The organism is Microbacterium sp. 1S1 (assembly GCF_008271365.1).
GTDB lineage: Bacteria > Actinomycetota > Actinomycetes > Actinomycetales > Microbacteriaceae > Microbacterium.
In genome coordinates this window covers 1,046,562-1,070,012 of the sequence record NZ_CP043430.1, presented here as the reverse complement: position 1 = coordinate 1,070,012, position 23,451 = coordinate 1,046,562, and the positions used below count along the sequence as shown (strand labels likewise).

Here is a 23,451-nt window from a genome sequence, read left to right as displayed (position 1 = left end):
AACGCCTGACCCCGCGGAGTCCAGGAAAGACCTCTACCCGGGACACGGTTGCACTCAGCGAAAGGAACCGTGCCCCGGGCACAGGCCTCACCCGAGACGGACCCGCTCCGTCCGCTGGTGCTGACGCCCGAGCCCCTCGATCTCGATGGTCATCTCGTCGCCGTCCTGGAGGTAGGGGAAGCGTCCGGACAGCGCGACGCCCTGCGGGGTGCCGGTGTTGATGATGTCACCGGGTTCGAGCACGAGGTAGTGACTGAGCTCGTGGACGAGGCGCAGTACCGGGAAGATCATGTCGGCGGTGGAGGAGTCCTGCCGCGGCTCGCCGTTCACGAAAGAGCGCAGCCGAAGCGCCTGGGGGTCCACCTCGTCCGCGGGCACCAGGGCCGGACCGAGGGGGTTGAACGTCTCGGAGCACTTCCCCTTCGACCACTGTCCGCCGGAGACCTCGAGCTGATACGCCCGCTCGGACACGTCGTTCGAGATCGTGTAGCCGGCGATCACGTCGCGCGCAGCCTCCACGGAGGGCAGGTACCGCGCCGTGCGGCCGATGACGACCGCGAGCTCGACCTCCCAGTCCACTTTCTCGGCCCCGGGCGGGAGGAGCACGACGTCATCCGGGCCCACCACCGTGTTCGGGTGCTTGAAGAACACCACGGGGTGCGCAGGCGGCTCGGACCCGGACTCCGCGGCATGCGCCGCATAGTTCTGTCCGATGCAGATCACCGCGGTCGGCCGAGCCACGGGGGCACCGACGCGCAGTCCCGCGGTCTCCACCTTCGGGAGAGTGCCGTCCGCGAGCGCCGCGCGGACCCGGGCGATGCCGTCCGCGGCGAGGAAGGCGCCGTCGATGTCGCGGGTCACGGACCCGAGATCACGCACCACGCCCTGGTCGTCGCGGACGTAGGGACGCTCGCGGCCGATCGCGCCGAGTCGCAGCAGTTCCATGGGTGTCCTCTCAGCGCGCGGCGGCGGGGGTCGGGTTGACGAGGGGCACGGGCTCGCCGGCGAGCGAGCGGATCACGTTCTCGGCGGCGTGCACGGGCAAGTCCGCCAGAGCCTCCGGCGAGTACCAGGCGGCGTGCGGCGTGAGGAGCACCTGGTCCAGCGCCCGCAGCGGGGACGCCGCGGAGAGCGGTTCCTCCGCGAAGACGTCGAGGGCGGCACCGGAGAGCCGCCCCTCGCGGAGGGCCGCGGCCAGCGCGTCCTCGTCGATGAGCGGTCCACGGCAGGTGTTCACGACCACGGCGCCGCGTTTCATCGTCGCGAGCGCCTCGGCGTCGAGGAGGTGGCGGGTCTCGTCCGTCAGCGGCACGTGCAGCGTGAGGATGTCGGCGCGGGCGATCGCCGACGGGATGTCGACGGGCTCGCAGCCCGCGTCGCGCACGGCGTCGTCGGAGGCATACGGGTCGGCGACCAGCACACGGAATCCGAGCGCCCGACACCCGCGGGCGACGATCGAGCCGATGCGCCCGAAGCCGAGGACCGACACGGTCGTGGTGGACGGGCGCACGGCGAGTGGCCGGGCGTCGACGGCCTTCCAGACGCCGTCACGCACGGCACGGTCGTAGGCCGAGAGGCCGCGGGCCTGCGTCATGATCATCGCGACGGTGTGCGCGGCGACCTCCTCGATGCAGTAGCTCGGCGTGTTCGCGACGGCGATGCCGCGGGCGGTGGCGGCCTCGACGTCGATCATGTCGTAGCCGATGCCGACACGGCTGATGATGCGGAGGTTCGGGAGCCGGTCCATGAGGTCGCCGTCGATGCGCGCCCACTGCACGACCAGCGCCTCGGCGTCGGCCCCTGCGGCCGCGATGTCATCCGGGCTTCCGGAGGCGGCCCGCTCCGCGCGGAGGCCGGCGGCGCGGAGGGTGTCTTCGATGACGGTTCCGGGGAGGTCACAGTCGGTGACGAGGATGAACGGCGCGGTCATGGAAGCGATGCTATAGCATCTAGCGGTTTCGCCCTACCCGATGTGCTGAAGCCATGTCCTTGCTATAGCGTTTAGTCATGACTGTTCGCCGCGCACTCGTCACGGGCGCCAGTTCCGGCATCGGAACCGCCGCCGCCCTCGAACTCGCCCGCGAGGGCGTCGCCCTCTGGATCACCTACGCCGGACGCGAGGCCGAAGCCGCCCGCGTGGCAGACGAGTGCCGCGCCGCGGGCTCCCCCGCTGTGCAGGTGTCGCGCCTCGACCTCCGCGACCCCGACTCGATTGCCGCGCTGATCGCCGAGATCACCGCCGCGTGGGGCGACCTCCACGTGCTGGTCAACAACGGCGGCGTCTGCCCGTACACCCCCTACCCCGAGATCGACATCGAGGAGTGGGACTTCGTCCTGGAGACCAACGCCCGCGGCACGTTCCTCCTCACCCGCGCGGCGCTCCCCCTGCTCCGGGCCGCCGGGGGCGACCGCTCGGTCATCAACATCGCCTCGATCGCCGGACAGGTCGGCGCCCTGCAGACGGGCATCCACTACGCGGCGAGCAAGGGGGCGATCCTCGCTATCACCCGCAGCTTCGCCCGCCACCTCGCCGCCGAGGGCATCCGCGTCAACGCCGTCACCCCCGGACCGGTCGCCAGCGCGATCACGGATCAGCTCCAGGGCGAGGGCCGCGCGAAGCTCGAGTCCGGCATCCCCCTCGGCGCGTTCGGCCAGCCGGAGGACGTGGCCTGGATCATCGCATCGCTCGCCTCGGAGCGGGCCCGCTTCATCACCGGAGCCACCTACGACGTCAACGGAGGAGTTCGCATTGACTGACCGCGCCACCCAGGACCGTTCCGCCCTCGACACCGTGCAGGCGCAGCTCGACGCCTTCAACGCGCACGACCTCGACGCCTTCGTCGCGACCTACGCCGACGACGCCGTGGTCACCGGGGTCGCACCGGAACCCCTCGTCGGGTCCGCCGCGATCCGCGCGTTCTACGAGCCGCGGCTGCAGAACCCCGAACTCTCCTGCGTGATCGACACGAGCGTTCTCTTCGGCTCCCGCTGGGTGGTCGCGCAGGAGCGTGTCATCAACGCCGGCATCGCCACGGAGACCATCGCGACGTTCGACGTCGTCGGCGGCGTGATCTCGCGGGCGTCGATGCTCAAGGCCTGACCCGCTTCGAGCTGCCCGACAGGCGGCAGCTCGGTCGGGATGGGACCGATCGGGCGAGTCGAGAAGTGGTCAGTGGCGCTCCGGGAGGACCGGAGACGACCAGCCGGGATCGCGGCCGAGCTGAGCGGCACGGGACACGGAGTCCGCGCCGTAGCGGTCGCGCAGCGTGTCGAGCACGGAGTCGAGGCGGGACTCGTCCCCCCAATCGATCGGCAGCTCGGGCGGGACGCTGTCCGCGGCGTCGAGCTGTGACAGCGAAAGCCCGAGCAGGGTGATGCCGCGACCGGTGATCTCCGGTTGCGCGGCGGCGAGGAGCGTGCGGGCGACCGCGAGCAGCACGGCGGTGCGGTCTGTCGGCGCCCGCAGCGACCGGGACCGCGTGGCCTTCGCGTAGTCGCCGAAGCGCAGCCGCAGCACGACCGTCCGGCACACGCGGTCGCCGTCCCGGAGGCGTCGCGCGAGCCGGTCGACGATCTGGGTGAGGATGACGTCCAGGTCGTCCGCCGACCGGGGACGGGTGCCGAGCGCCCGCTGCGACCCGATCGACCCGCGGCGCCGCGTCGCGTCCACGGGGCGCGGATCCCGCAGTCGGGCGAGCGCATGGACGTGCGCCCCCGTCGCCTTCCCCAGCATCCGTTCCGCGGTCGCGGCCTCGAGCTCCGCGAGCTCTCCGACCGTTCGGATGCCGTACCGGTGCAGCTTCTCCGCCGTCACGGCACCCACGCCCCACAGCCGCTCGACCGGAAGCGGCAGCAGGAACTCCTCCTCGCGGTCCGGTTCCACGACGAGAAGACCGTCGGGCTTGCTCACCGCGCTCGCGACCTTGGCGAGGAACTTCGTGCGGGCGACGCCGACCGAGATCGCCAGGCCCGCCTCGGCGCGCACGCGCTCGCGCAGCCGCACGGCGATCTGCTCGGGACTGCCGGCGATCCGCCGCAGACCGCCGACCTCGAGGAACGCCTCATCGATGGAGAGCCCCTCCACGAGCGGGGTGGTGTCACGGAAGATGCGGAACACGTCCTTGCTCGCGGCGGAGTAGGCCTCCATGCGCGGCGGGACGACGATCGCGTCGGGGCAGAGCTCGCGCGCCTGCCGTCCGCCCATCGCCGTGCGGACACCGCGCGCTTTCGCCTCGTAGCTCGCGGCCAGCACGACCCCGCCGCCGACGATGACAGGGCGGCCGCGCAGTTCCGGTGCGTCGCGCTGCTCGACCGAGGCGTAGAACGCGTCGAGGTCGGCATGCAGCACCGTCGCTTCCCCGCGCATCCCGTTCTCCCGTCGACGAGCGCATCGTCACACGGACCGGGGACATCGGCACCCGTCGCGGGCGGTCAGGGAGCAGGCGGCGCGTCGAAGCGTGCGCGCAGCGCGGGGTCGAGGGTGATGTCCCCGAAAGACGCCGTCCAGGCCCCGTCGACCGCGATGGACTGCCCGGAGAGGTACGGAGCCTCATCGGAGAGCAGGAACGCGGTGACCGCGGCCACTTCCTCCGATCGGGCGATGCGCGCCATCGGCGGGCCCTCCGCGAGCGCCCGCTCCTCGGCCGCAGGGTCGGCCGCCCGTGCGATCTGCGCCTCCAGATGCGGGGTGCGCACACCACCCGGCGCGACCGTGTTCGCCCGTATGCCCAATCCGCCATATGTCACCGCGACGCTGCGGCTGAGGGCGTCGATGCCGCCCTTCGTGAACTCGTAGGCCGCATGGTCCACGAAGCTCGACCGCCCGTGGATCGAGCCGATGTTCACGATCGCCCCCGCGACGCCCTGATCGACGAACGCGGACACGGCCGTCGCGCAGCCCCAGAGGTAGCCGAAACCGTTGATGTCGACGATCTCACGCACGACCGTCTCATCGAGCTCATGCAACGGTGTGCGCTTCGTGATGCCCGCGTTGTTGACCCAGCCGGCCAGGGGAGCCCTGGCACGCGCGGCGGCGGCGGCGCGTTCGTGGGCGTCCCGGTCGGCGGCGTCCCCGAGCACGACCTCGGCCACGATGCCCTCCTCCACGGTCCCGGAGCCGGGTGAGCGCTCGAGCCCCACCACGGTCCAGCCGTCAGCTGTGAGCCGCTCGGCCACGGCCCGCCCGATGCCCTTGCCGCTGCCGGTCACCACGACGCTGCGCGGGGAAGGTGTCATGTCAGTCCCTCTCGAATCGGAAGACGGCGGGGTCGAGGCCGAAGCCGAGTCCCGGGGCCGCGGAAGGCGTCACGGTCCCGGCGAATCCCGGGCCGCCCGTCACGAAGGACGGCGCGGGATCGTAGGGGTTCACACCGCGCGCGAACGTCTCCACCTGGATGCCGAGGTGGGCCGTGACCTCGGGATACACGTGCCCGGAGACCGGGACACCGCGCTCCGCCGCCCACGCGATGAGCTCGCGCGCCGGGGTGATGCCGCCGATCGCGACGACGTCGAGGCGAAGGGCGTCGACCTCGCCCACCTCCACCAGGGCTCGCAGCACGGCGGGGTCGGTCACCTCGTCGCCCACCGCCACGGGCAGCCCGGTCTCGCGCCGGATGCGGGCGACACCGGCCGCGTCCTCGGGGAGCAAGGGGTCCTCGAGCCAGGCCAGACGCGGCTCGCCCCACTGCTCGATCTCCGCCACGGCGGACTCCGCGTCGGCCCACCCGAAGCCCACGTCCACGACGAGCCCGGTCGACGACGGCAGCTCGGCGCCGAGGATCGCGAGCAGTTCTCGCATGTATGCCGGATCGGGCATGCGGGAGATCTTCACCTGCGCCCACCCGTCCGTCTGCGCGAGCACCTCATCGGCGACCTCCCGCGGCGTGCGCTGCAGAGACGGATACGCGGCGACGAGCATTCCCTCGCGCGGGGCGTCACCCGTGCCGAGCAGGGTCCACAGCGGCACACCGGCTCGTCGAGCCGCGATATCCCAGAGGGCGATGTCGACGAGGCCGATCGCCCGCCGCACGAGCCCGACCCGTCCGACGATCGCACTGCCGCGCAGCATCCGCTCCCACGCGGCGGCGGGGTCGTCCGCATCGACCCCCACCGCGTGCGGCGCCACCAGGCGTTCGACGATCTCTGCCATCGGAGCCTCGCGCGACAGGCAGTAGGCGATCCCGGTGGTCCCGTCGTCCGCCGCCACCTGCACCGCGGAGTACTCCCGCCGCGTGACCGTCATCGCCCCGAGCTGCAGTGGGGCGGGAAGGGGCAGGATCGCCGTGGCCGTGTCGACCCGGGAGACGGCGGTCATTCGGGCTTCTTCGCGAGGGGCACGCCGTAGTCCACCATGAACCCGCCGTCGACGTACAGCGTCTGCCCGTTCATGTAGCGCGACTGGTCCGAGACGAGGAAGCTCACGGCGGCGGCGATCTCGCTGGCGTCTGCCAGGCGCTTCGCGGGGATGCGGGACAGGATCGTGTCGAGGCTCAGCGTCCCCTGCTCCACACCCTGACGGAAGACGCCGGTGTCGACATAGCCCGGGGCCACGGCGTTGACTCGGACACCGCGCGCCGCCCACTCCGCTCCCGCCGTGGAGGTGAGTCCGATGACGGCGGCCTTGGTCGTGGCATACGGCGCCCGCCCCGCGGAGCCTCGGGAGGAGATGGAGGAGATGTTGACGATGCGGCCATCGCCCCGGTCGAGCATGCGCTTCCCGGCGGCCTGGAGCGCCGAGAACACCCCGTGCAGGTTCACGTCGACGACCGCGGACCACTCGTCCCACGTGAGGTCTTCAATCCCGCGATGACGCTGGATGCCGGCGTTGTTCACGAGCACCTCGATGGGCCCGAGCTCCGCCTCGATGTCGCCGAAGACCCGGTCGACGGCGGCGTGATCGGTGACGTCGAGCTCCCGCCACAGGATGCCCGCGGGGTTCTCGCCCGCGGTGAGGCCGGGGACGCGGTCGGTCGCGACGACGAGGTAGCCGTCCGCGGCGAGTCGCTGTCCGATCTCCCAGCCGATGCCGGCCGAGCCTCCGGTGACGATGGCGACGGGGCGCGCGGTCATGTCTCTCCTCTACCTCGGGGATTTGCTATAGCAATAGTAGGGGAGACTTCGCGTCAGCGGGTCTCGGCAGGCCCCGAGGGCACGATCCGGTACAGGATCTCCGGACGACCTCGCCGGCCGTAGCGGTGGGCGACGTCGAGCACGCCGGCATCGAGGAGGTAGCCGAGGTACCGGTGCGTCGTCCCCGGCGACAGGGCGCAGGCGGTGGCGATCTGTCGGGCGGAGCGTGCGTCCACGGGGTCGAGGGCGGCGACGACGCGCGCGAGCGTCGGTTCGGCGAGTCCCTTCGGTAGACGAGCCGCTCCCGCGTGCGCCGGGCGGTCCGGCGGTGAGGTGCGAGCGGGGCGCACGCCCGCCTCGATCCCCCCGGTGGCGAGGAGCCTGTCGATCTCGCTCTGCCCCAGGGGGCTCTCCCGACCGGGATCCGCCCCCGCATGGCGGTTCGCACGGTATCGCTCCAGCCGTTCCTGCAAGGCCTCCTGGGTGAACGGCTTCAACAGGTAGCCGACGACATGGGCGGACATCGCCTGGCGCACGGTCGTCCGATCCGGCGAGGAGCTGATGACCAGGACGTCGGGACTGGATTGCCCGAGCGTCCGGAGCCGGTGCAGAACCTCGACACCACTGATGTCCGGGAGGCGCATGTCCAGCAGGATCAGGTCGAAGCCGCGAGTCGCCAGCGCCGATGCCTCCTCGCCCGTGGCCGCGGTGCCCGCGACGACGAACCCGGGTGTCTCCGCCACGAATGCCCCGTGCAGCGCGCGGGCCCCGCGGTCGTCGTCGACGATGAGGACGCGGATCGGCGCGGTCATCGTGTACCCGACATCTCGAACGAGAACCGCGCGCCGCCCAGCGGCGAGGAACCGACCTCGATCATCCCGTTGCGGGAGTGGAGGATCCGCCGCACCAGCGCAAGACCGACTCCCGACCGGCGCGGGCCGGCTTTGGAGGAGTACCCGGGCAGGAAGATCCGTGGGGCCAGTCGCGGATCGACGCCCGGCCCGTCGTCCTCCACCGCCCCCTGAAGGCGACCCCCATGCTCTCGCAGCGTGCAGCGCACGCGGGTGGCTCCCGCCTCGCCCGCATTGCGACAGAGGTTCGCCAGCACCGAGACCAGCTCGTCGTCGAAGCCCGTCCTGGTGTCCAGGTCGAACTCGACCTGGGCTCCGAGGTCGAGCAGGTCAGCGCGGATCGCGTGCACGGCCGCATCGCGGACGGCGTCACCGCTCCCTGCCGCCGTGCCCTCGGCGGGACTCGGGGCAGTGACCGGGACGACGTCCTCGATGTAGGAAAGCGCTTCGGGGGTGTCACCTCGCGACACCAGTCCGTGGATCACGTGGAGCCGGGTGGTGAACTCGTGTGACTGCTCCTTCAGGGCCGCGGTCGTGCGGCTCATCTGCGCATGCTCCACCGCGAGGCCGTCGAGTCGCCGGAAGCGCCGTTCGACCGCGGCGGTGAGGATGGAGCTGGCCATCGTGCCGACGATCAGCGCACCGATCCCCCACGGCAGCAGGTCAGCGAGCGCTTCGTCGCGCCTCGCGGCGATATCCGCTTCCCGGACCCCGACCGCCACCATCCCGACCACCGCACCCGTGTCGTTCCGGACGGGGATCTTGGCCCGCAGGGCAGGGCCGGAGGGGCCGGTCTCGGTTCCGAGGAACGGTGTGCCCTCCAGGACGGACCGATTCGTCGTCGCGACCTGCACACCGCGCTGAGACGCGAGCGGGTGCGTGATCCGCACACCCTCGTCGTCCGTGATGACCACGTAGTACACCCCGGCGGCGCGAGCGATCAGCTCGGCGACGGGTTGCAGCCTCGCCGTCGCTGGCGCCAGGTCGGCGGCGTCCGCGAGATCCTCGGGCGTGCCGGCGGACGATGCCGCCTCCACGGTGGCCCGCACGTCCGGGAGCTCGGCGAGGCTCGACGCCACCTCCTGCACCCGGTCGACGGTGGACTCCCGAATGCTGCTGGCCTGCGCCGAGAGCGCCACCGCGACCGTGATCGACAGGGACGACAGGGTGATCAGCGACGGCAGCACGAGCAGCGTGAGCCGGATGACGCGCTGGCTCGGGGACGGGGCCATGGTCGGTCGCCTCCTCGCGATCGGATCCGGACGGGCGGCGGTGCGCCGCGTGTGCGTTTATGAGAACAATTCGGGTCGACATCGGGGGCCCGTGCCCGTGATGACACCCTAGGTCAGTCCCGCGGCGACGACGATGTCCGCGCGAATGGAGCAGCAATGAAGCATCTCACCAGATCGTCCGGTCCCCGCAACCCCGGCGGCACGAGGCACGTCGTGGGCCGTGTCATCGGCGGCGCGGTCACCGTCGCCGTCGTCGCCGTCGCGGCCGTCGGTTCGATCACGTCGGCGGCGACCGGCCAGGAGATCAACGCCTCGATGACGATCATCGCTCCCGCCGCCGCCGGTGGGGGCTGGGACGGCGTGGCACGCGAGCTGCAACAGGCACAGAAGGCCAACGGCCTGGTCAACAACGTGCAGGTCGTCAACATGCCCGGTGCCGGCGGCACGATCGCCCTGGGCAACGTCTCCGTCCTCAGCGGTCAACCGAACAACCTCCTCGTGGGGGGCACCGGCCTGCTGGCGGCGACGATCCAGTTCGACTCGGCCGCCACCCTGGACGACGTCACTCCCCTCGCCGTGATCGTCGAGGAGTACGACGTGATCGTCGTGGCCGCCGATTCGCCGTACGAGACGCTCGACGACCTCGTGGAGGCGTGGGCGGAGGACCCGAAGTCCGTCCCGTGGACGGGAGGAGGGTCGTTCGATCAGCTGGTGGTGACGGACCTCGCGCTCGCGGCCGGCATCGATCCGGTCGACACGACCTACATCTCGTCCGACGGGGGCGGCGAAGCCATCCAGGCCCTGCTCAACGGCACCGCCGACGCGGCCGCCGGCGGCTATCCCGACAACATCGATCAGATCGAGGCCGGACGCCTCCGGGCGCTCGCCCTCGTCGCGAAAGAACCCATCGACGGGATCGACATCCCCACCGCGGCCGAGCAGGGCTACGACATCTCCCTCTCCAACTGGAGGATGCTGGCCGCACCGTCGGGCCTGGACGACGGCGACGTCGAAGCACTGACCGACCTGGTGGTCGACAGCGTGGCGACCCCGGAGTGGCAGGACGCCATCGACCGCTACCACTGGACGGAGCGCGTCATCACCGGGGACGAGCTCCAGGTCTTCCTCGATGACGAGGAGAACCGCATCCGCGCCCTGTACGAGGAGATGGGACTATGACCTTCCCCGCCAATCCCACGTCCGCCTCAGCCGTGGTCGGAGACCGTCTCCGACTGGTGTCGGGGCCCGGCGTCGCCGCCGTGCTCAAAGGTCTCACCATGCCTGCCCTTCTCGTGGCTTTCGCGACCTACCTCCTCGTCGGCATCCTCACCATGCGGGTGCCGGAAGGGACGACGTTCCCCGGCCCGCAGTTCTTCCCGGCGATCATCGCCACCGGCCTGTACACCTTCGCGGCGCTCCTCGTCATCGGGACCGTGCGCGAACTCCGGGCCGCGCCCGCTACGGCAACCGCTCGCGCCGAGGGGGCCGGCGAGATCGACGCCCCGCCCGCCGAGCGCGCTGTGCGCATCGACGCGCGATCGATGGCATGGGTGGTCATCTCCTTCGCCGTGTTCGCGCTCGCCCTGAACGTCCTGGGCTGGCTGATCGCCGCCAGCCTCTTGTTCTGGTGCGTCGCCCGGGGCTTCGGCGCGCGCAAGCCGCTGCAGGCGCTCGCCGTCGGGCTCACCGTGAGCGCGACGGCCTACATCGGATTCGACATGCTGCTCGGGCTTCCGCTCCCGTCCGGCATCCTCGGGGGGTTCTGACATGGATGTTCTCCAGCTGCTCGGCGAAGGCTTCCTCGGGGCCCTGACCCCGGCGAACCTGCTGTGGGTGATCGTCGGGTGCGTCCTCGGCACGGCCGTCGGCGTACTGCCCGGCCTCGGCTCCTCCATGGCCGTCGCTCTCCTCCTGCCCGTCACGTTCTCCCTCGACCCCACGGCCGCGTTCATCATGTTCGCCGGGATCTACTTCGGCGGCCTCTTCGGCGATTCCACGATGGGAATCCTCATGAACACGCCGGGTCAGGCTTCGGCCATCGCCTCGACCTTCGAGGGACACCGGATGGCCAAGAACGGTCGAGCGGCCCAAGCCCTCGCCACCGCTGCGATCGGCGCCTTCATCGGCGGTTTCATCGCCTCCATCGTCGTCGTCTTCCTCGCCCCCGCGCTGGCCGACTTCTCGAGCCGCTTCGGCCCGGCCGAGTTCTTCGCTCTGGCCGTCTTCGCGTTCGCCGCCACCTCCACCGTCGTCTCCGACAGCGTTGTCAAGGGCCTCACCGCCCTGTTCCTCGGTCTGGGCATCGCGGTGATCGGCATCGACGGGGTGTCCGGCGCGCCGCGGTTCACGATGGACTCGCCGCAGCTCTTCGACGGCGTGTCCCTCGTGACCGTCACCGTGGGCCTCCTGGCTCTCGGTGAGGTGATCTACGTCGCCTGCCTCCAACGGCACTCCTCGGATTCGAAGCTCATCGCCCCCTCCGGCCGGCCCTGGCTGCGCCGCGCCGAACTCAAGGAAGCCACCCCCGCGTGGCTGCGCGGCACGGCGATCGGGCTTCCGTTCGGGGTCATCCCCGCCGGAGGTTCCGAGATCCCCACGTTCCTCGCGTACGGCCTGGAGAAGCGGCTCGATGCCCGGCGGAAGGTTCCTCAGTTCGGCCGCGGGGCGATCCGTGGTCTCGCGGCTCCGGAAGCCGCCGGCAACTCCACGACGGGCATGGCCATGGGGGCGCTGCTGGCCCTCGGCCTGCCTATCTCCGCCACGGCGGCCATCATGCTCGCCGCGTTCCGCCAGTACGGTCTCCAGCCGGGTCCGCTGCTGTTCGACCGTGCTCCCGACCTGGTCTGGTCGCTTCTCGCGAGCTTCTTCATCGCCATGGTGGTCCTGCTCATCCTGAATCTGCCGTTCGCGATGCTCTGGGCGAAGCTGCTCCTCATCCCGCGGGCGTACCTGTACGCAGGCATCACCGTGTTCTGCGGCCTGGGCATCTACGCCACATCCGGGTCGGCGTTCGACCTGCTCCTCCTGCTCGGCGTGGGGCTGCTCGGCTTCCTCATGCGCGCGCTCGACTTCCCCCTCGCGCCGCTGATCATCGGGATGGTGCTCGGCCCGCTCGCCGAGACGAGTCTCCGGGATGCCGCGATGAGCGCGAACGGCGACTTCTCCGTCCTCGTCCAGGGCCCGATCAGCATCACCCTCTACGCGCTGCTGGGTGTCGTGCTCGTCCTCTCCGTGCGCAACCGCATCGTCACCCGTGCGCGCGCACGGACAGCGGTGCCCGACCCCGACCCCCGCGAGGTCGAGATCGCAGGCCGCTAGCTCGGCCCGTTGGGATCGCGCGCCCGGGCGCTCCAGATCAGAGGAGGCCCGCCACGAGGGACACGGCGTGGGACTCCAGGAGTTCGAGCGCCCCGGGAGCCAGCGGAGTCTGCCAGGACTGATAGGCACCGCGGTCGTAGGCCTCGCGCGTCGGGAGGTACACGAAGCCGGGGCCGTTCGTGAGGTTCATCACCACGATCGGCGTCTCCGGGAACCGCTCCCGCAGCGTCGTCTGCAGCCGCGAGTACGCCTCGCCGGGATGCCCCACGATCACCGCGTCGCCGAGGCGCCACGCCCACACCGGGTGCGGCACGGTCGGGCCGTCGATGTAGCCGTCGCGGAGGTTCCGTGCCCGGCCGAGGCGCTCCTCCCGTGATCGGGGGTCGATGTCCTTCCACTCCTCGGCGAGCTCGTCCAGGTTGGGCAGGTCGCGCAGCGGCAGTTCGACCGCCGAGACGACCCCGGCCGCGCCGTCGCCGCCGTCCGCGGAGGTCCCGGTCCAGATCGCGAGCGGAGCCCCCGACTCGACCACCCCGTCCAGCGTCAGCTCCTGACCGGGCACCGGGAGGGCGTCGAGCGCGGCGAGCACCGCGTGCCCGAGCGACCGTCCGTGCCGGTCGGCCACCGCGACGTCACCCGTGTACTGCTCCCGCGGGGCGAGCTCTCCCGAGGCCCCCTGCACGAACAGGCACGGAGCGCCCGTCGCCGCCTCCACGGTCTCCCGCATCGCCCCGACATAGTCCGGCGACACCTCACGGTGCTGCCAGGCCAGAGTCGTCGGGTGGCAGGCGTAGTTCACCAGTGTCGCCCGCACCGCCCCGTCGATGCTGATCCGGCCGATGGTCACCGTGTCGTCGGCGATGCCCTGGGGGTTGTAGCCGACGAGCGCGCGGCCGTCGAGGTCGAGTTCCCGCTCCGCCGCGAGGATACAGGTGCCCGTGGTCCACTCGATCAGCCCCGGGCGCGCGGCCTCCAGCGCCTCGCGCCCGGCCGCGATACCCGCGGCCGAAAGCGCCTCCAGGTACCCGGGGATGAGCTCTCCGCCTGGCAGATGCGCGTCCGCCGCGCACAGCACCGCCCCCGCGTGCGTGTGCGAGAGCGAGAGCATCAGCTGATCGGGCTCGAGGCGAAGACCGTCGAGGATCGCCCCGCGCACCCCCTGCTCATCCGCGACCCGGCGCCACCACGTGCCGTCCACCGCGAGCAGCACCCGCGGGCGCTCGTCCGCAGCGACCACGGCGAGCGCGGTCAGCTCGAACGGGCGGTGCGCTCCCTCGGACCTCTCCCAGTCGGCGGGCCCCCAGTTCTTGGCGCGGATGCCGACGGGGGGCGTGATGTCGCGTCGGGCGACCCCGATGCGCGCCCGCGTGCGGGGGATGCGGATGCGGTCTCCGAGGTGCGTCGCCGCTGCGGTGTCGTTCACGCGTGGTCCTCCCTGATGTCCATGATGCCGTCGGTCAGGCGCTCGTCAGCACGTCCGCGATGACGACGCGCGGTCCGGCCTCGGGCACAGCCGTCTCGACGCCGCGCTCGACCGTGTCGCTGTAGAGCAGCGTCGACGGCTCGGCGAATCCGTCCGCCAGACGCAGCCGTCCGCCGACGAACTGGCTGCCGGTGACGCGGGCGTGGTTCACCCCCGCCCCGATGTCGAGGTGCGCCGCGCCCTTCGGCGCCGTCGAGGTCACCCGCCAGGTCACGACGCCGGCACCGGCGGCTCTGCTCACCAGGGCGCCGTCCGCGCGCTCCGTGGAGAGTTCGACCCCCTCCAGGGCGATGAGCTGGTCGCGGACCGCGGTCGCGCTCAGGCGCACGTCGCGCACCGAGCCGCCGCGGATGGTGACGCGGGAGGCACCGAGCTCGACGGGGGCACCCGCCACCGGGCCGCTGAGGCGGCAGTCCACGAACTCGACCGGCCCCGCCCCGCGGGCCTTGACCCCGTCCATTCCGGTGATCGTGCAGTCCACGAAGCGGACGGGAGCCGTGACCGGGGTCTGGACGAGCACCTGGTCCTTCGGCAGCGCGAAGGTGGAGTCCGAGATCACGGTCGGCCGCGACGAGCGCTGCGACCGCTGTCCGATCGCCAGCAGCCCCGCGGTGCACCCGCGCACCTGGGCCCCGTCGGCGTTGATGGTCATGGTCGCCTGCGGATCGAACGTGGAGCGGCCGATGACCCGCACGTTCTCCAGCGTCAGATCGCTGATCTTGGTGCCGGCGACGAACCAGGAGCAGACGTGGTCGCGCACCGTGATGCGCTTGGCCGCGGTGCCCCACTGCGTGCCGGAGTTGGCGATGTCCATGAGCCCGGAGTTGCCGATGAAGGTGAGGTCGTGCTCGTACTGGCCGTGCGTGGTGAACGGGTTGCCGCCCTGGTCGTCGCCGTCGCCGTGGCAGTTCTCGACGAGACAGTACGCGCTGGCGGTGAGGTCGTTGAGGTGCCGGGCGTTTGACGACGTGCAGTCGCTCACCCGGCCGTAGAGGCTGTAGATCTGCTGCGTGAGGTAGCCGGCGCCGCCGTAGAACACGGTCGGCGGGTTCTCCACCGAGCAGCGTTCCGTCGTGAAGTGGGTGTTCCAGCGCCGCATGATGACCGGCCACCAGGTGCGGCTCGCGTGCACGTCGGCGACGTCGCAGTGGATCGCGTACTCGAACGCGATCGGGTGCGAGCCGGTGAGCTCCCGCGAGTCGGGGAAGGAGCCGTCGGTCGGGCCGTCGAACGGTCCGGCGCCGAGGAACCGCATGTTCGCGATGCGGACGCCGGCGACGGGGTCCATCTGCCGCCAGATGAGCTTCCGTCCCTTGTCGAGCGGCCAGCCGTTGAGGTAGTCGATGCGGATGTGGGTGCCGTCGATCTGCTGCGTCACCTGGACGAAGCGCTGGAGCTCCCGCTCATCCGCCCCTCCTCCGGCGACGGGGTCGCACTGCACCGCCCACCAGGAGTCGACGGGGAACCGGGACGCGTCCGGCACCGCGACCGCGTCGGTCAGCTCCGGCCAGGGCTCGGCCAGCGCGTGCTCGACCGTGACGTCCTTCGACGTCCCGGTGAAGAACATCACCGCGCCGAACGGGTTGTCGTGGGTGTTCTTCTCGATGCCGTCCGTCGTGAGGACGTGTCCACCGAAATCGATCTCCAGGTGAGAGCGCGTGAAGCGGTGACGGCGCTGGAACAGGAGATCCGTGCTCGCCTCGATCCGGCGGATGCGGGGGTCGTTCACCATCGCGGCGAGCGCGTCGTCGGCCGGCGTCTCCGGTCCCGCGATGCCGAAGACCCGGAAGTCGACGGTGCCGTCGTGCTGCAGGATCCAGCGGGTGTCGCGCTTCCCCGCGATCACGGTGCCGCCGTTGACCGTGGTCTTCGCGTTCTCGCTGCCCACGTACACGAGCAGCCCGGCGTCGCCGGCCTTCCGGTATCCGGCGACGATCGCCACCTCGCCGTCGCGCGCCCGCAGGCGGGCGAGGTCGGCGACGGTCTCCGCTCTCGTGACGTCCTTGGCGCCGGCGGCCACCGGAGCGGCCTGGGCCGGTGCCGCGCTCGCGAGGGCACCCGCCGTGCCGAGCGCGACCGCGCCGAGCCCCGCCATGAGTGCGCGGCGGCCCGTGGACCGCACCCGCTCCCCGGCATCGACCGACGCGGACGCGTCCGTGCGCTCGGTCATCGATGTCTCGATCATGATGTCCCCCTCCACTATCGCCGCGCCGTCGTCGTCGCCACCGCGTCGCGCAGCACGGCCGGGACGGTGAAGTCGGCTCGTCGGCTGAGCACGAACGCGATCGTCGCCCCGAGCAGCGTGAGCCCCGAGATGAGGAGCAGACCCCACACCGCCGACCCCGTGGTCTCGCTGATCCAGCCGATCGCATAGGGCCCCGCGAAGCCCGCGAGGTTACCGACCGAATTGATGAAGGCGAGGCCGGCCGCTGCGGCGGTCCCCGTGAGCACCATCGGGGGCAGGCTCCAGAACAGCGGGGTGGTCGAGAAGAGCGCCGACATCCCGACGCACAGCGCCGCGAGCGCGAGGACCGGCGTGCCCTGCGCCGCCACCGCCGCGATGAGCGACAGGGCGGTGATGCTGAGCGTGATGCCGATCTGCAGCGGGATGTTGCCCTGTCTCCTGGCCGCGCGCTCCCACGGCAGCATCACGAGCGCCGCGCACAGGTTCGGCAGCGCCACGAGCCATCCGGTGGTCGCGTTGGAGAAGTCACCCATGCTCTTCACGATCGTCGGCAGCCACATCCCCAGCCCGTAGGCACCGAAGACGACGCCGAAGAACAGCACGATCAGCGTCCAGAGGCGGCCGTTGCGGAAGACCTCGCCCAACCGCAGCCGTCCGTGCCGCTGCTCCGTCGCCTGGGTCTCGGCGGCGAGGGTGTCGGTGATCCAGCGCTGCTCGGCGGGGTTCAGCCAGCGCGCGTCCTGCGGTCGGTCGGGAAGCCAGAAGAAGACGACGAAGGCCAGGAGCACGGCGGGGATGCCCTGCAGCAGGAAGACGAGCTGCCAGCCGTCCAGGCCCCACAGGCCGTGCAGCTCCAGCATCCAGCCGGACAGGGGCGCAGCGACCGCGTTGGCGATGGGGTTCGAGAGCACGAAGACGGCGAGCACCTGCGTGCGGTACTGCCGGGGGAACCACAGCGTGAGATAGAGCAGCACTCCGGGGAAGAAGCCCGCCTCGGCGATACCGAGGATGAAGCGCGCGATCGCGAACTGCGTCGCGTCCTGCACGAAAGCGGTGAGCGCGGCGACGATGCCCCACGAGATCATGATGCGGGCGATCCACTTGCGGGCGCCGAACTTCTCCAGGAGCAGGTTGCTCGGCACCTCGAACAGCAGGTAACCGATGAAGAAGATGCCCGCAGCGAAGCCGAACGCGGCCTCGGTGATGTTGAGCGCGGCCGTCATCTCCAGCTTCGCGAAACCCGCGTTGTTCCGGTCGATGTAGGCGACGAGGTACAGCAGTCCGAGGAACGGACCGAGTCTCCAGATCGCCTTCCTCATGGCGGCGGCTCCCACCGCGTCCTCCGCGGTGCGCTCGTCGACCGATTTCTCATTTCCCGACATGGACAACTCCTTCGTCATCGATGGACCCCTCTTGCTATAGCATCTAGCAAACGCATCGCTGTGTCCAGCATCCGCGACCATGCCATAGCATCGAGCGGACGATCCCCTCCGCCCGACCGGGCGGTACGGCTCGAGAAAGGCCCCCGGATGCGCAGCGTGACCGATCAGAACATCGCGGAGCAGGTGACCGATGAGCTGCGCGCTGCGATCCACTCCGGGGAACTCGCCCCCGGCGAGCGCCTCGTGGAACGCAAGCTCGCCGACCGCCTCGGCGTCAGCCACATCCCCGTCCGCGAAGCCCTGACCCGGCTCGCCGAGGAGCGCCTCATCACCCGCGAGCCCCGCCGCGGCGCCCGCGTCGCCCAGCTCAGCGCCCAGGATCTGGAAGAGATCTCGAGCCTGCGGATCGTGCTCGAGCAGTTCATGGCGATCCGAGTGCAGGAACGCTGGAACGAGGAGTCGGCGGCCCGGTTGGACGCCATCATCCAGGCGATGGCGGCGGCGGCACCGGGCGACGTGGCCGAGGTCCTGCGCCAGGACCGCCTCTTCCACGAGACGCTCGCCGACCTCGCCGAGCACCGGTTCCTCGACGAGCTCAGCGCCCAGCTCCGCGGCCGGATCGCCGGGTTCATCCAGGCCGCCAACTCCGCCCTCGACCCCGCCGAGCAGGAGGAGCACGTGCGCAGCCACCAGCAGATCGTCGACGCCATCGCGACCGGCGATCCGGAGCAGGCGCGCGCGGTGATCGCCGAGCACGTGACCAGGGCCGTCCGCCGCATCACGCCGTCGGCCGAGTGACCGCCGCCGTGACCGCGCGCACCATCGTCCTCACCGGAGCGTCGGACGGGATCGGCGCCGCCGCCGCCCGCCAGCTCGCCGGCTCCCCGCACCGGCTGCTCCTCGTGGGCCGTTCGCCCGACAAGATGCGGGCCGTCGCGGAGGAGACCGGCGCGGAGTGGTTCACCGCCGACTTCGCGCGCCTCGACGACGTGCGTGCGCTCGCCGCACAGCTCACGGACGCCGTGGGCGCGGCGGGCATCGACGTGCTGGCCAACAACGCCGGCGGGATCTTCGGCGACCGCACCCCCACGGTCGACGGGCACGAGAAGACCATGCAGGTGAACCACCTCGCCCCGTTCCTGCTGACGAACCTCCTGCTCCCGCAGCTGCTCGCCGCCCGCGGCGCGGTCGTGAACACCTCCAGCGTCGCCCATCGCCTGTTCGGGCATCTCGACGTCGACGACCTCGACAACACCCGCCGGTACTCGCCGAACAAGGCCTATGGCGACGCCAAGCTCGCGAACGTCCTGATGGCGAAGAGCCTGCACGAGAAGTTCCACGCGCAGGGGCTCAGCGCCGTGGCCTTCCACCCCGGCACGGTGGCGACGAACTTCGCCGCGGAGTCGTCGAGCATCATGCGCCTCGTCTACCGCACCCCGCTGCGTCGTCTCGTGCTCATCGGCAGCGACCGCGGCGGCGAAACCCTGCGCTGGTTCCTCGACGGCACTCCCGGCGAGACCTGGATCTCCGGCGGCTACTACGACGAGCGGGTCCTCACCACCCGCGTGAACCCGCAGGCGAGCGACCCCGCTCTCGCCGAGGCCCTCTGGCGGCGCAGCGCCGAGCTCGTCGGCGTGTCCGGGGCCTGACTTCAGAGTTCCAGGCGATGAGGTCTCGACCTCACGAACAGCCTCCGGCCCGCCCGGGCACAACTCAGGAGATCCTTGGCGACACGCCGGAGGCGGGGGCGAGACGACGGCGAGTCGCGCCGAATCTCCGGAGTTGTGCCCGGCGGGATCAGCCGTGCACGCGTTCCCCCTGGCGGCCGAACAGGCTGAGCACCTCGGCGGGCTTCCCGTCCGCGCTCCCGAACCAGTGCGGCACGTGCGTATCGAACTCGGCGACCTCCCCGGCCGCCATGCGCAGGTCGCGCGTGCCGAGGATCAACCGCATGGTGCCGCTGAGCACGTAGAGCCATTCGCGGCCCTCGTGCGCCCGAGGCCGCGGAGTCACCTGGCTCCCCGGGATGAGGATCTTCCAGGCCTGGACCGGTCCGGCGTGCGGGGTCAGCGGCACGACGATCCGGCCGTGGCGGCGGCGCGGCTTCAACCGCACGCGCGGATCACCGACATCGGGCGCCCCGACGAGGTCGTCCAACGGCACCCGGTGGGCGCGGGCCAGGGGAAGCAGCAGCTCCAGGCTCGGTCGGCGTTGCCCCGTCTCCAACCGTGAGAGCGTGCTCGTTGAGATCCCCGTCGCGTCGGCCAGGTCGGTCAGCGTCATCCCCCGCTGCTTCCGCAGCCACCGCAACCGCGTACCCACGCCGTCGAGCGTCGCGTCGATCTCGTCACCGTGCACGTCCTCAGTCTGGCCGTGTTTCCCAGGAGCGGCAACGAAGTTTGCCGCTCCGGCACCTCCGGGACGACTCTCGTGGCATGAAGAGATTCGATGTGCTCATCGTCGGCGGCGGTGCCGCCGGCCTCAGCGCCGCCCTGGTCCTGCTCCGTGCTCGACGCACGGTCGCGATCGTCGATGCCGGGGAGCCCCGCAACGCCCCCGCGGCGCACCTGCACGGCTTCCTCTCCCGTGACGGCGCCGCACCCGCCGCGCTGCTCGCGAGCGGACGGGACGAGGTCGCGGGCTACGGAGGCACGATCATCGACGGACGCGTCGCGGAGCTGTCGCCGGGCTTCACGGCCACCCTCGACGACGGCCGCCGGCTGGAGGCCCGGCGCGTCCTGATCAGCACGGGGCTCCGCGACGAGATCCCCGACATCCCTCGTCTGCGCGAGCGCTGGGGGCGAGACGTGCTGCACTGCCCGTACTGCCACGGCTACGAGGTGCGTGATCGCGCCCTCGGGGTGATCGGGGGCACGGCGGCATCGGTCGCCCACACGCTCCTCATCGCCCAGTGGTCCGCCGATGTCGTCTACTTCCCCCACACCCGCCCCCTCACGGACGACGAGCAGGAGCGTCTCGACGCGCGCGGCATCCGCGTGCATCCGGGGGAGGTCTCCCGCCTCATCATCGACGCCGACGGCCTCCAGAGCGTGGAGCTGAGCGACGGCACCCGCGTCGAGCGCTCCGCCGTGTTCGTCCGCCCCGAGATGCGCCCCCACGACGCCCTCCTCCGCGCCCTCGGCTGCGAGACCGATGAAAACGGGTGGGTCCGGCACGATGCCGGCGGACGCACGAGCGTGCCAGGGGTGTCCGTCGCCGGGAACGTCGCCGATCCGCGTGCGCAGCTCATCACCGCGGCCGGACAGGGGCTCCGCCGCCGCGATCGCCCTCAACGCCGACCTCACCGACGACGACCTCGCCGCCCAGCTCGCGACCCACCGCGGCGCCTGACCCCCGAAAAGAAGGAACACAGCAATGTCCGCAGCACCCGCCCCGACGGCGACCCCCGTTCCCCCGCCCACGCAGCACCAGCTCGCGCTGATGATCTGGGTCGCCGTCTTCCCGACCCTCACCGTCTTGAATCTGCTCCTCGCCGCGCCGCTCTCCGGACTCCCGATCGTGATGCGCACGCTGGTGCTCGTCACCATCGCCGTCCCGCTCGTGATCTACCTCGAGATGCCGCTGCTGCACCGCATCCGTCGTCGGATCCACCGTCGTCTGACGTCTCGCCGGACCCCGTAGGGGGATGCCGCGGCGACGGCACCGGCACTCGCCGGGGCACAACTCAGGAGATTTTCGGCGACACGCCGGGTGCGGGGCCGGAGAGGCGGCGGGTCGCGCCGCCTCTCCGGAGTTGTGCCCGGCGGGATCAGCCGACGACGAGGTTGGCCGTGTCGACGACGCGGTCGCCCTCGGCGGGGAACGCCGTGCGGGTGACGCCGGCCTCCACGTTGCCGGTGTGCAGCAGCGTCGACCCGCTCCCGAACGCGTCGTCGCGGAGCTCCAGGGCACCGCCCTCGAACCGGTTGCCGACCGCGCGGTAATGGGTGCCGCCGCTCGTCACCGCGACGTGCGTGGTCGACCCCTCGGCCCGGAAGGTGCTGTCGGAGAGCGTCAGGTGCAGCTCGCCCGGACCCGACCGCGACACCGTCGTCCCGCCCTTCGCCGACACCTCGGAACCCGCGATCTCGACGACCTGACGGTCCTTCCCCGCCGCCGCGATGCGGGCGTTGCGGAGCGTGGAGCCCTCGACGCGCAGCTTCGCCGTCGCCGACGCGATGGGCGCCGCATCGTCTGCCGCGGTGAGGGTCGAGCCGCGGAAGGTGACCGCACCCGGGCCGTTGATCTTCATGCCGCCGACCCGGTCGAGCACGGTGTCGACGAACGTCACCGGGGTCTTCACCGTGGCGTTCGTGAGCTCACCGGGAGCGACGAACGTGAAGTGGGAGTCGGCGATCACCGTCGGTCGGGCGGAGTTGTCGGACGCCTGGGTGATGATGAGCGTGTCCGACGCGGTGCAGCCGCGCAGCTGGGCGCCGTCCGCGTTGATCCACAGCATCCCCGAGCCCGAGAGCGAGGGCTTGCCGATCACCTGCACGTCCTCGAGCGTCAGGTCGGTGATGCGCACACGCGCGACGAACCACGAGCACACGTGCTTGCGGACGGTGATGCGCTTGGCCGCCGACCCCCACGCGGCCCCGGAGTTCGCGAACGTCATGAGACCGGAGTTGCCCGTGTAGGTGAGGTCGTGCTCGTACTGGCCGTGCGTGACGAAGGGACCCTGGTCGTCGCCGTCGCCGTGGCAGTTCTCCACGAGGCAGTAGGCGCTCGCGGTGAAGTCGTTGAGGTGCCGGGCGTTGGCGGTGTGGCAGTTGGCGACGTACCCGTACAGGCAGTAGATCTGCTGCGTCAGGTAGCCGGCCCCGCCCCAGGTGACGGAGGTCGGGTTCTTCAGCGTGCAGCTCTCCGTGGTGAAGTACGTGTTCCACCGGCGCTGGATCAGCGGCCAGAACGTCGCCGTGCCGTCGATGTGGTCCACGTCGCAGCGCACCGCGTACTCGAAGGCCAGCGGGTGCGACCCCGTGTACTCGTCCGTCCCCTTGCCGAGGAACTTCAGGTTCGACACCGTCACGTCCTGCACCGGCTTCACGTGCCGCCACGTCATCGTGCGGTCTTTGCCGAGCGGCCAGCCGTTCTTGTAGTTCACGCGGATGTGCCGGCCGTCGACGATCTGGGTCACCTGCACCAGCCGCTGCAGCTCGCGCTCCCAGCGGCCCGACAGGGCGTTGACCTCGGCGGCGTACCACTCCCCGACCGCGAAGAACGACGAGTCGGCGACGGGGAAGATGTCGGCGAGGTCCGGCACGTCCTCACCGAGCTTCGCCTCCTGGACCGCGTCGGTCACCTCGCCGCGGAAGAACATGACGGCGGCGAAGGGATCGTCCTTGCCGGCGTTCTCGATGCCCTCCGTCGTCATGAGGTGGTGCCCGAAGTCGAAGGCGATGTTCGACCGGGAGAACTTGTGCCGGCGGACGAAGTTCAGGTCGGTGTGCGCCTCCACGCGCCGCACGCGGCCGTCTCCCACCATCGCGTCGAGCGCGTCGTCGGCGGGGACGGAGGCATCCATGATGCCGAACTTCCGGAAGTCGACCGTGCCGTCGTGCACGAGCACCCAGGCGCCGCCCTTGGGCCCGGCGAGCACCGTGCCGCCGTTCGCCGCAGGGGCGTCCTTCTTCACGAACCGGTAGAGCCCGTCGCCGCCGTCTCCGGGGACGGCGTAGCCGCTCGTGCGCACGAGGTCGCCGTCCTTTCCCTTGCGCGTCGCGAGGGCGGTGGCGACGCCGCCGTGCGCGACGTTCTTCGAGCCCGACGCCTCCTGCGGTACGGCGGGTCCTGCGGCCTGGACGGCGGCGGGGGCGCCGATCGCCGCGACCCCGCCCAGGGCGGCGGCGCCGAATCCGGCGAGCAGCATCCGTCGACTGCGCAGCGCCGCGGTCTCGGTGGTGGTGTCCAGCTGGGTCATGCTCATCCT

The 23,451-nt window shown here is 71.2% G+C and carries 21 protein-coding genes and 1 pseudogene; 9 read left to right on the top strand and 13 right to left on the bottom strand.

Annotation, left to right across the window (positions count from 1 at the left end; translation table 11 throughout):
* Positions 1-87: 87 nt before the first annotated feature.
* Together FY549_RS05330 and FY549_RS05325 are read right to left on the bottom strand one after the other, a co-directional pair.
* Positions 88-945 (bottom strand): fumarylacetoacetate hydrolase family protein, encoded by an 858-nt coding sequence (locus FY549_RS05330; RefSeq protein WP_149084151.1) that lies wholly within the window; start codon positions 943-945, stop codon positions 88-90.
* Between the two features lie 10 nt (positions 946-955).
* Positions 956-1,930, bottom strand: a complete 975-nt coding sequence (locus tag FY549_RS05325; RefSeq protein ID WP_149084150.1) for a C-terminal binding protein — start codon at positions 1,928-1,930, stop codon at positions 956-958.
* 77 nt (positions 1,931-2,007) lie between these two features.
* Between FY549_RS05325 and FY549_RS05320 the strand changes: the two genes are divergently transcribed.
* Together FY549_RS05320 and FY549_RS05315 are read left to right on the top strand one after the other, a co-directional pair.
* Positions 2,008-2,757 carry an SDR family NAD(P)-dependent oxidoreductase gene (locus tag FY549_RS05320; protein ID WP_149084149.1) on the top strand — a complete coding sequence of 250 codons (750 nt, stop codon included), beginning with the start codon at positions 2,008-2,010 and terminating at the stop codon, positions 2,755-2,757.
* Positions 2,750-3,100 (top strand): nuclear transport factor 2 family protein, encoded by a 351-nt coding sequence (locus tag FY549_RS05315; RefSeq protein ID WP_149084148.1) that lies wholly within the window; start codon positions 2,750-2,752, stop codon positions 3,098-3,100. Before FY549_RS05320 ends, FY549_RS05315 begins: the two co-directional genes overlap by 8 nt.
* 69 nt (positions 3,101-3,169) lie before the next feature.
* On the opposite strand, the gene dinB is transcribed toward FY549_RS05315, so the two are convergent.
* From dinB to FY549_RS05285, 6 genes are all read right to left on the bottom strand, one after another.
* Positions 3,170-4,366: a DNA polymerase IV gene (gene dinB / locus FY549_RS05310; protein WP_149084147.1), complete on the bottom strand. Its 1,197-nt coding sequence runs from the start codon at positions 4,364-4,366 to the stop codon at positions 3,170-3,172.
* Positions 4,367-4,431: 65 nt separating this feature from the next.
* Positions 4,432-5,235 (bottom strand): SDR family NAD(P)-dependent oxidoreductase, encoded by an 804-nt coding sequence (locus FY549_RS05305; protein WP_149084146.1) that lies wholly within the window; start codon positions 5,233-5,235, stop codon positions 4,432-4,434.
* A gap of 1 nt (position 5,236) precedes the next feature.
* On the bottom strand, positions 5,237-6,313 hold the full coding sequence (locus FY549_RS05300; protein WP_149084145.1) for an enolase C-terminal domain-like protein: 1,077 nt from the start codon (positions 6,311-6,313) through the stop codon (positions 5,237-5,239).
* Complete coding sequence (locus FY549_RS05295) at positions 6,310-7,068, bottom strand: SDR family NAD(P)-dependent oxidoreductase (protein WP_149084144.1); 759 nt, start codon at positions 7,066-7,068, stop codon at positions 6,310-6,312. The genes FY549_RS05300 and FY549_RS05295 overlap by 4 nt, the downstream gene beginning before the upstream one ends.
* A 53-nt stretch (positions 7,069-7,121) precedes the next feature.
* Positions 7,122-7,880 carry a response regulator gene (locus tag FY549_RS05290; protein WP_149084143.1) on the bottom strand — a complete coding sequence of 253 codons (759 nt, stop codon included), beginning with the start codon at positions 7,878-7,880 and terminating at the stop codon, positions 7,122-7,124.
* The gene (locus FY549_RS05285; RefSeq protein WP_149084142.1) at positions 7,877-9,151 is read right to left on the bottom strand and encodes an ATP-binding protein; all 1,275 of its coding nucleotides are present in this window, start codon (positions 9,149-9,151) and stop codon (positions 7,877-7,879) included. Before FY549_RS05285 ends, FY549_RS05290 begins: the two co-directional genes overlap by 4 nt.
* A gap of 156 nt (positions 9,152-9,307) precedes the next feature.
* Between FY549_RS05285 and FY549_RS05280 the strand changes: the two genes are divergently transcribed.
* The 3 genes from FY549_RS05280 to FY549_RS05270 are packed head-to-tail and all read left to right on the top strand — an operon-like array spanning position 9,308 to position 12,469.
* Positions 9,308-10,330, top strand: coding sequence for a tripartite tricarboxylate transporter substrate binding protein (locus FY549_RS05280; RefSeq protein WP_149084141.1), 1,023 nt, complete (start codon positions 9,308-9,310; stop codon positions 10,328-10,330).
* Positions 10,327-10,917: a tripartite tricarboxylate transporter TctB family protein gene (locus FY549_RS05275; RefSeq protein ID WP_149084140.1), complete on the top strand. Its 591-nt coding sequence runs from the start codon at positions 10,327-10,329 to the stop codon at positions 10,915-10,917. The genes FY549_RS05280 and FY549_RS05275 overlap by 4 nt, the downstream gene beginning before the upstream one ends.
* A gap of 1 nt (position 10,918) precedes the next feature.
* Positions 10,919-12,469 (top strand): tripartite tricarboxylate transporter permease, encoded by a 1,551-nt coding sequence (locus tag FY549_RS05270; RefSeq protein ID WP_149084139.1) that lies wholly within the window; start codon positions 10,919-10,921, stop codon positions 12,467-12,469.
* Positions 12,470-12,506: 37 nt separating this feature from the next.
* Here the strand turns inward: FY549_RS05270 and FY549_RS05265 are convergent, their stop codons facing one another.
* From FY549_RS05265 to FY549_RS05255, 3 genes are read right to left on the bottom strand one after another with little or no spacing between them, the layout of a single operon-like run.
* Positions 12,507-13,892 (bottom strand): hypothetical protein, encoded by a 1,386-nt coding sequence (locus FY549_RS05265; RefSeq protein ID WP_149084138.1) that lies wholly within the window; start codon positions 13,890-13,892, stop codon positions 12,507-12,509.
* Positions 13,893-13,926: 34 nt separating this feature from the next.
* On the bottom strand, positions 13,927-16,137 hold the full coding sequence (locus tag FY549_RS05260; protein WP_200838881.1) for a hypothetical protein: 2,211 nt from the start codon (positions 16,135-16,137) through the stop codon (positions 13,927-13,929).
* A gap of 14 nt (positions 16,138-16,151) precedes the next feature.
* Positions 16,152-17,519: an MFS transporter gene (locus FY549_RS05255; protein ID WP_149084137.1), complete on the bottom strand. Its 1,368-nt coding sequence runs from the start codon at positions 17,517-17,519 to the stop codon at positions 16,152-16,154.
* Positions 17,520-17,666: 147 nt separating this feature from the next.
* Here FY549_RS05255 and FY549_RS05250 point away from each other — a divergent pair, with 147 nt between their 5' ends.
* Positions 17,667-18,317 carry a GntR family transcriptional regulator gene (locus FY549_RS05250; protein WP_149084136.1) on the top strand — a complete coding sequence of 217 codons (651 nt, stop codon included), beginning with the start codon at positions 17,667-17,669 and terminating at the stop codon, positions 18,315-18,317.
* Positions 18,318-18,325: 8 nt separating this feature from the next.
* Positions 18,326-19,168, top strand: a complete 843-nt coding sequence (locus FY549_RS05245; RefSeq protein WP_149084135.1) for an SDR family NAD(P)-dependent oxidoreductase — start codon at positions 18,326-18,328, stop codon at positions 19,166-19,168.
* A gap of 148 nt (positions 19,169-19,316) precedes the next feature.
* On the opposite strand, the gene FY549_RS05240 is transcribed toward FY549_RS05245, so the two are convergent.
* Positions 19,317-19,802, bottom strand: a complete 486-nt coding sequence (locus FY549_RS05240; protein WP_149086002.1) for a helix-turn-helix domain-containing protein — start codon at positions 19,800-19,802, stop codon at positions 19,317-19,319.
* A gap of 152 nt (positions 19,803-19,954) precedes the next feature.
* Between FY549_RS05240 and FY549_RS05235 the strand changes: the two are divergent.
* Both FY549_RS05235 and FY549_RS05230 read left to right on the top strand, forming a co-directional pair.
* A pseudogene (locus FY549_RS05235) lies at positions 19,955-20,725 on the top strand (NAD(P)/FAD-dependent oxidoreductase); the annotation flags it as partial.
* Between the two features lie 169 nt (positions 20,726-20,894).
* Positions 20,895-21,161, top strand: a complete 267-nt coding sequence (locus FY549_RS05230; RefSeq protein ID WP_149084134.1) for a hypothetical protein — start codon at positions 20,895-20,897, stop codon at positions 21,159-21,161.
* A gap of 127 nt (positions 21,162-21,288) precedes the next feature.
* Here the strand turns inward: FY549_RS05230 and FY549_RS05225 are convergent, their stop codons facing one another.
* A complete protein-coding gene (locus tag FY549_RS05225; protein ID WP_149084133.1) occupies positions 21,289-23,442 on the bottom strand; it encodes a peptidase C14 in 2,154 nt (717 codons plus the stop codon).
* Positions 23,443-23,451 lie beyond the last annotated feature (9 nt).